General features: G+C 48.4%; 4 protein-coding genes, 17 tRNA genes and 1 rRNA gene (1 of these 22 only partly in view). 4 read left to right on the plus strand and 18 right to left on the minus strand.

Annotated elements, in window-relative coordinates; translation table 11 throughout:
• Window positions 1-192 precede the first annotated feature (192 nt).
• The 4 genes from DCC85_RS18295 to DCC85_RS18310 all read left to right on the plus strand — a co-directional run bounded on the left by DCC85_RS18295 (window position 193) and on the right by DCC85_RS18310 (window position 3,799).
• A complete protein-coding gene (locus tag DCC85_RS18295; protein WP_108466870.1) occupies window positions 193-1,470 on the plus strand; it encodes an ArsB/NhaD family transporter in 1,278 nt (425 codons plus the stop codon).
• A gap of 99 nt (window positions 1,471-1,569) precedes the next feature.
• Window positions 1,570-1,935, plus strand: coding sequence for a hypothetical protein (locus tag DCC85_RS18300; protein ID WP_108466871.1), 366 nt, complete (start codon window positions 1,570-1,572; stop codon window positions 1,933-1,935).
• A 109-nt stretch (window positions 1,936-2,044) separates the two neighbouring features.
• Window positions 2,045-2,539: a cation:proton antiporter regulatory subunit gene (locus tag DCC85_RS18305; RefSeq protein WP_108466872.1), complete on the plus strand. Its 495-nt coding sequence runs from the start codon at window positions 2,045-2,047 to the stop codon at window positions 2,537-2,539.
• The gene (locus DCC85_RS18310) at window positions 2,540-3,799 is read left to right on the plus strand and encodes a cation:proton antiporter (RefSeq protein ID WP_108466873.1); all 1,260 of its coding nucleotides are present in this window, start codon (window positions 2,540-2,542) and stop codon (window positions 3,797-3,799) included.
• A gap of 467 nt (window positions 3,800-4,266) precedes the next feature.
• Here DCC85_RS18310 and DCC85_RS18315 read toward each other — a convergent pair.
• From DCC85_RS18315 to DCC85_RS18400, 18 genes are all read right to left on the minus strand, one after another.
• Window positions 4,267-4,346: transfer RNA gene (locus DCC85_RS18315), tRNA-Leu, on the minus strand.
• Window positions 4,347-4,371: 25 nt separating this feature from the next.
• Window positions 4,372-4,448 (minus strand) — tRNA-Arg (locus DCC85_RS18320).
• An 8-nt stretch (window positions 4,449-4,456) separates the two neighbouring features.
• A tRNA-Leu gene (locus tag DCC85_RS18325) sits at window positions 4,457-4,545 on the minus strand.
• A 9-nt stretch (window positions 4,546-4,554) separates the two neighbouring features.
• Window positions 4,555-4,628 (minus strand) — tRNA-Cys (locus tag DCC85_RS18330).
• A 10-nt stretch (window positions 4,629-4,638) separates the two neighbouring features.
• Window positions 4,639-4,713 (minus strand) — tRNA-Gly (locus tag DCC85_RS18335).
• A 4-nt stretch (window positions 4,714-4,717) separates the two neighbouring features.
• Window positions 4,718-4,792, minus strand: a tRNA-Gln gene (locus tag DCC85_RS18340).
• Window positions 4,793-4,818: 26 nt separating this feature from the next.
• A tRNA-His gene (locus tag DCC85_RS18345) sits at window positions 4,819-4,894 on the minus strand.
• 26 nt (window positions 4,895-4,920) lie between these two features.
• Window positions 4,921-4,994: transfer RNA gene (locus DCC85_RS18350), tRNA-Trp, on the minus strand.
• 5 nt (window positions 4,995-4,999) lie between these two features.
• Window positions 5,000-5,084: transfer RNA gene (locus DCC85_RS18355), tRNA-Tyr, on the minus strand.
• 4 nt (window positions 5,085-5,088) lie between these two features.
• Window positions 5,089-5,164 (minus strand) — tRNA-Thr (locus tag DCC85_RS18360).
• A 19-nt stretch (window positions 5,165-5,183) separates the two neighbouring features.
• Window positions 5,184-5,259 (minus strand) — tRNA-Phe (locus DCC85_RS18365).
• Window positions 5,260-5,274: 15 nt separating this feature from the next.
• Window positions 5,275-5,351: transfer RNA gene (locus tag DCC85_RS18370), tRNA-Asp, on the minus strand.
• 19 nt (window positions 5,352-5,370) lie between these two features.
• Window positions 5,371-5,444, minus strand: a tRNA-Met gene (locus tag DCC85_RS18375).
• A 12-nt stretch (window positions 5,445-5,456) separates the two neighbouring features.
• Window positions 5,457-5,532: transfer RNA gene (locus DCC85_RS18380), tRNA-Val, on the minus strand.
• Between the two features lie 67 nt (window positions 5,533-5,599).
• A tRNA-Glu gene (locus DCC85_RS18385) sits at window positions 5,600-5,671 on the minus strand.
• 9 nt (window positions 5,672-5,680) lie between these two features.
• Window positions 5,681-5,772: transfer RNA gene (locus DCC85_RS18390), tRNA-Ser, on the minus strand.
• A gap of 4 nt (window positions 5,773-5,776) precedes the next feature.
• A tRNA-Asn gene (locus tag DCC85_RS18395) sits at window positions 5,777-5,852 on the minus strand.
• Window positions 5,853-6,023: 171 nt separating this feature from the next.
• Window positions 6,024-7,067 (minus strand): 23S ribosomal RNA (locus DCC85_RS18400); it runs 1,888 nt beyond the window's last position.

The following is a 7,067-nucleotide window of genomic DNA, read 5'->3' on the forward strand; positions in this document are numbered from 1 at the left end:
CTTTACAAAATGGAACTCATCCCATATAATTAGCCCTATTACTGTTAAAAAACGAATAATTGCAGTTATAGGAGGAGCCTGCCATGTGCGGGCTCTTTCTGCGTTTTTTTAGAATTTCAGCATGATTTTCCCCGCCATGGCAAGCTAGAAATACGATTACATCCATCTGCAAAATCTTTAGAGGAGGAATTTATGGAACAACAAGCAATCTGGGCAATCCTTATTTTTCTGTTAACTTATGCCCTCATTATTACGGAGAAGATCCACCGCACTATAGTAGCTATGGCCGGGGCAGTCATCATGATTGTTTTCGGCATATTAGGACAGGAAGCAGCAATCCACCATATTGACTTCAATACCTTAGGGCTCCTAATTGGTATGATGATTATCGTGAATACAACTGCTGAAACAGGGTTATTTAAATATGTAGGCTTGTGGACAGCCAAGAAGGCCAAGGGCAGTCCCGTACGAATCATGTGGCTGCTGGCACTTATTACAGCCATAGCCTCGGCCTTCCTGGATAATGTAACAACCATCATGCTGATGGTTCCCGTTACGTTCAGTATTACACGCCAGCTCAAAGTGCCGGTATTTCCGTTTATTTTCACTCAAGTTCTAGCGTCCAATATAGGCGGCGCAGCAACTTTGATCGGCGATCCGCCCAACATTATGATCGGCAGCGCTGTAGAAGAGCTTACTTTTATGGCCTTTATTAAGAACCTTGCGCCTGCCATCATCATTATTCTTGCTGTAACTATCCCATTATTTGCTCTTATCTTCCGCAGACAATTAAGAACAACAGAGGAACGTAAGAAGGGGCTCATGGATCTTGAATTCGACGGGATTATTTCCAACCGTCCGCTGCTGATCAAATGCCTTGCTGCTCTTGGACTGACCCTGCTCGGATTTTTTACGCATCAGACCTTTCACCTGGAGTCAGCTACTGTAGCTCTGACTGGAGCCATTTTGCTTCTTTTGATGACTGGGGAGCATATGATGGAGAAAGCCTTTCGCAATGTGGAATGGCCCACCATTTTCTTCTTCATCGGATTATTTGTTCTCGTTGGGGGGCTGGTCGAGTCGGGTGTGATCTCTCGCTTGGCGGATCAGGCCATGGAATTGACGGGTGGAGACGCGTTACTTAGCTCAATGCTGATACTTTGGCTTAGCGCAATCGCCTCTGCCTTTCTGGATAATATCCCGTTTGTCGCTACCATGATTCCCTTGATCGGGGACATGTCGAATATGGGTGTAAGCCCCATTGAGCCCCTGTGGTGGAGCCTTGCTTTAGGCGCCTGTCTTGGCGGCAATGGTTCGCTGATTGGCGCTAGCGCCAATCTGATTGCAGCAGGTATGTCTGCTAAGGAAGGGGAACCGATCCGATTTTTAAAATACTTGAAGTACGGATTTCCCTTCATGCTTCTGTCGATTGCGCTTTCTACAGTGTATATTTTTCTGCGCTATTTCTAAAACCGGTTTGAATCATCATCTGTTTCAATGTTAGAATTTATTATTATGAGCCTTAAGGCCATATCCATCACATTTATTTAGACCAAGGAGGTGAGTGCCATGAACACAGGAGTGAGTCGCAAGCTACGCTGGTTTGTTCTTCTGGCGCTCGCCTTTCTTTTATCTTTTTCAGCAGCCTTACCTGTGAATTCTATCCCTTATCTTCCTCAAGAATCTTCGGATGGACTATTTGAACAGGAGGCTGCTGAACTAGAGCATAAATACCGGACTCCTGTCCGGCAAGCTCTTCATTCCTCTGTAAGTACCCCTTGTATTCGCCTTACCACCTTTATTATATTCCTGCTCACGATGTTGGGCTCCTTTTTGCTGCCACAGCAGCGAAATATTTTTACACCTACGATTTCCAGACGATTGAAGCAGGTATTACTGCATCCTATTAAATTTACCTCCCATTTTGTGGCATAGCACCGTTTGATTCCATAGTCATTGTTGCAAGGCTGACAGTTTTTTTCGCGTAAAAACTAGCCGGTCTGTTTTTGCTGCCACAATTTACTCTTTTGGAGGTTATTAGACCATGAATTTTAAAGAATCCGACTTGCCTGGGATTGGCAAAAAATTTGTAATCCAGACCCGCAGCGGCGATAAGCTTGTAGTTATCGTCCATGATGACGGCCGCAGGGAATTATATCATTTTGATCATCAGGAGCCGGATGACAGCATCTCGATGGTCACCCTGGATGATGATGAGGCTAGACACATCTCCGCCCTTATTGGTGGAATCACCTACAAACCTAAGGCACTTGAGACGATTGAAGTTGCTCTCGATGACCTGATCATTGAATGGTACAGACTGGAGAAGCATCACAGTTGTATCGGCTCTACCATTGGAGACCTTCAGGTCAGACAGCGTACGGGAGCTACCATTATTGCTCTTATTGAAAATAATCATACAAAGCACATTAATCCCGGTCCTGATCTGGTGCTTACCGCCGACTCTCTTGTCGTAGTTCTAGGAGAACGGCAGCATCAGAAGCAAATTCGTCAAATCCTGATGAACGGGAGGGATTAAATGGATCATCTGATCTTTGAAATAGGTCTGGCTATCACCTTAATTGCCCTTGGCGGGCTTTTGTCCGCCAAGCTGCGCTTCTCGGTGATTCCATTCTATATATTGATTGGTATGGCTGTCGGCCCTCATGCTTGGAAGATATGGCATTTGGACTTCCGTTTTATTGAGAGTGCTCCTCTGATCGAATTCATGGGCCGAATTGGCGTCTTATTCCTTCTATTCTATTTGGGCTTGGAATTCTCAGTTGGCCGCCTTCTCAAGTCAGGCCGCTCCATTGTCATGGGGGGCACCATATATATCCTAATCAATTTTACCTTAGGATTGTTATTCGGCTGGGGAGCAGGCTTTCCCATTCAGGAAATCCTTGTCGTAGCCGGAATTACGACCATCTCCTCCAGTGCGATCGTTGCCAAAGTATTGGTGGATTTGAAGCGCACAGCTAATCCTGAGACCGAAATGATACTGGGGATTATCATGTTTGAGGATGTGTTTCTGGCCGTCTACATCTCCATCTTGTCCGGATTGGTGCTGAGCGGCTCAAGCACCTTAGGAGGAGTGCTCCTGTCTGCCCTGTTGGCCCTTGGCTTCATGCTGGCCTTATTAATTATTGGCAGGAAGGCGGTCCCCCTTCTAAACAAGCTGCTTAACATCTCTTCAAATGAACTATTTGCTATTGTGATCTTTGCTATATTGTTCACCATAGCAGGATTCTCAGAGACGATCCATGTCGCTGAAGCGATTGGTGCGCTGCTAGTTGGTCTCGTATTGGCCGAGACAGAGCATGTTAAGCGGATTGAGAAGCTGGTCATTCCTTTTCGCGACTTCTTCGGCGCCCTCTTCTTCTTCAGCTTTGGACTCACGATTGACCCAACTGCCTTAGGCGGCGCCGTGTGGTATGCAATTGCAGCTGTAATTATAACCTTAGTAGGTAATTATATAGCCGGAATGCTTGCCGGGCGCAGTGCCGGATTGTCCCCACGGGCATCCTCGAATATTGGTCTTACCATCGTCTCCCGCGGCGAGTTCTCCATTATTCTGGCTAACCTGGGCAAAGCCGGAGGACTCTTGGCCATTCTACAGCCCTTCGCAGCGCTCTATGTGCTGATTCTTGCCATTCTAGGACCGTTACTAACCAAAGAGACCAAGCGAATATACCCTCTTCTGAATCGTATATTCAAGTTTGAAGAGCGTAACCGCCTTAGAATGGCTAAGAAAGCTGATGCTAATGGAGAATCTACTCCTGTGAACAGCGACCAATAATGTAAAGCAAGTTTTCCGTGCTATATCGCATAAAAAACGCCCTGTTCGTACAATCAACTGTACAACAGGGCGTTCTATTTATTTAGGCTTTGTTGAAAATAATAGTCATCACATCTAAAAGGGGAAGCCAAAGCGTAGGCCCTTATAGATTAGCTACCTTATATCTTCAGCTTGTACGCTGCTAAAAGACGAATTGGGCAAGATGATGGTTCGTACCTCATTCAATTCACTGTTTCTCGGAGCAATGTGCCCACTTGCATAGCCTCCAATAGCTACATGAGAGACAATAGCTGCATCCCCAAGAGAAAGCGGAGCACCGTCCTTTTACCTCGGTATTCAAAATGAAGCGCAGGATACATTGGATAGACAGTATTAGGCCTAATCCTGAATTCATCATTAAATAAATAATATGTATAGCAAAAGGGATCACAATATTGCAAAAGCAATTCTGTGATCCCTTTAATATATGCCGGTGAAGGGACTCGAACCCCCACGGTTTCCCTCACGATTTTGAGTCGCGCGCGTCTGCCAATTCCGCCACACCGGCAAGTTATAAAGTTACGGGAAATAAATGGCGCGCCCTAAGAGATTCGAACTCCTGACCTTTTGATTCGTAGTCAAACGCTCTATCCAGCTGAGCTAAGGGCGCATATTCAATGGTGCGGAAGACCAGACTTGAACTGGTACGGTAGTCACCTACCGCAGGATTTTAAGTCCTGTGCGTCTGCCGATTCCGCCACTCCCGCAGGAATAACTGGAGGCGCCACCCAGATTCGAACTGGGGATAAAGCTTTTGCAGAGCTGTGCCTTACCACTTGGCTATGGCGCCTAATTATAGATGGAGCGGACGACGGGAATCGAACCCGCGACCCTCGCCTTGGCAAGGCGATGCTCTACCGCTGAGCCACGTCCGCATAATGGCTGGGGATATAGGATTCGAACCTATGCATGACGGAGTCAAAGTCCGTTGCCTTACCGCTTGGCTAATCCCCAACAAAATTTAATTCTTGAGATGAAAATGGGGCGATCGATGGGACTTGAACCCACGAATGCCGGAGCCACAATCCGGTGCGTTAACCCCTTCGCCACGACCGCCATATTCAAACATTTTAAAGCTTTATTGGCAGGGGCAGCAGGAATTGAACCCACACTAACGGTTTTGGAGACCGCTGTTCTACCTTTAAACTATGCCCCTATAACTGGTGGAGGCTGATGGATTCGAACCACCGAACTCGACGAGAACAGATTTACAGTCTGCTGCGTTTGGCCACTTCGCTAAGCCTCCACAATGGTGCCGGCGAGAGGACTTGAACCCCCAACCTACTGATTACAAGTCAGTTGCTCTACCAATTGAGCTACACCGGCATGTTATTCAATTCTTAAATGGTGGCTCGGGACGGAATCGAACCGCCGACACGAGGATTTTCAGTCCTCTGCTCTACCGACTGAGCTACCGAGCCAAACTTATTAAATAATGGCGGAACCGACGGGATTCGAACCCGCGATCTCCTGCGTGACAGGCAGGCATGTTAGGCCTCTACACCACGGTTCCAGGCCAATAAGTGAAGCAATTGCGGGGGCAGGATTTGAACCTGCGGCCTTCGGGTTATGAGCCCGACGAGCTACCGGGCTGCTCCACCCCGCGTCAGTGAAATTATGGTGGAGGCTGAGGGGTTCGAACCCCCGACCCTCTGCTTGTAAGGCAGATGCTCTCCCAGCTGAGCTAAGCCTCCATAACAACACAATTAATATCTTACCATATACCAAGCAATTAAATCAACCTGTAATTTATGGTAATTATGACCCGTAGGGGAATCGAACCCCTGTTACCTCCGTGAAAGGGAGGTGTCTTAACCGCTTGACCAACGGGCCATATTATAGTGGCGGAGAGAGAGGGATTCGAACCCTCGAGACGCTTGTGACGCCTACACGATTTCCAATCGTGCTCCTTCGGCCAACTCGGACACCTCTCCATAATGGCTCCCCGAACAGGACTCGAACCTGTGACAACTCGATTAACAGTCGAGTGCTCTACCAACTGAGCTATCAGGGAACAATATTCAATTCAAGCTTAATCGCTTGAAAACTGGATACGAAACTTCATTGCGCTTTAGTTATTCTCTGGGCCCCGCCAAAGTACTCGGAATCAGCTTCGTCAGCGTTCTCTTCACTTTGGTGGGTTTCTAGCTTATGCTTCCGAAGTAGCTTTACTTCGTAAAGCTTGTAGGATAAGCCCTCGACCGATTAGTACTGGTCAGCTCCATGCATTACTGCACTTCCACCTCCAGCCTATCTACCTCGTCGTCTTCAAGGGGTCTTACTAGTTGGGAAATCTCATCTTGAGGGGGGCTTCACGCTTAGATGCTTTCAGCGCTTATCCCTTCCGCACTTAGCTACCCAGCTGTGCTCCTGGCGGAACAACTGGTGCACCAGCGGTGCGTCCATCCCGGTCCTCTCGTACTAAGGACAGCTCCTCTCAAATTTCCTACGCCCACGACAGATAGGGACCGAACTGTCTCACGACGTTCTGAACCCAGCTCGCGTACCGCTTTAATGGGCGAACAGCCCAACCCTTGGGACCTACTTCAGCCCCAGGATGCGATGAGCCGACATCGAGGTGCCAAACCTCCCCGTCGATGTGGACTCTTGGGGGAGATAAGCCTGTTATCCCCAGGGTAGCTTTTATCCGTTGAGCGATGGCCCTTCCATGCGGTACCACCGGATCACTAAGCCCGACTTTCGTCCCTGCTCGACTTGTCAGTCTCGCAGTCAAGCTCCCTTTTGCCTTTGCACTCTTCGAATGATTTCCAACCATTCTGAGGGAACCTTGGGGCGCCTCCGTTACTCTTTAGGAGGCGACCGCCCCAGTCAAACTGCCCACCTGACACTGTCCCCGCACCGGATTACGGTACCAGGTTAGAACTCCGATACGATCAGGGTGGTATCCCAACGTCGCCTCCACCGAAGCTGGCGCTCCGGCTTCCTAGGCTCCCACCTATCCTGTACAAATCGTATCAAAGTCCAATATCAAGCTGCAGTAAAGCTCCATGGGGTCTTTCCGTCTTGTCGCGGGTAACCTGCATCTTCACAGGTATTAAAATTTCACCGGATCTCTCGTTGAGACAGCGCCCAAGTCGTTACGCCATTCGTGCGGGTCAGAATTTACCTGACAAGGAATTTCGCTACCTTAGGACCGTTATAGTTACGGCCGCCGTTTACTGGGGCTTCGGTTCACAGCTTCGGGATTGCTCCCTAACCGCTCCCCTTA

The sequence above is a fragment of the Paenibacillus sp. CAA11 genome (genome assembly GCF_003060825.1).
Classification (GTDB): domain Bacteria; phylum Bacillota; class Bacilli; order Paenibacillales; family Paenibacillaceae; genus Fontibacillus.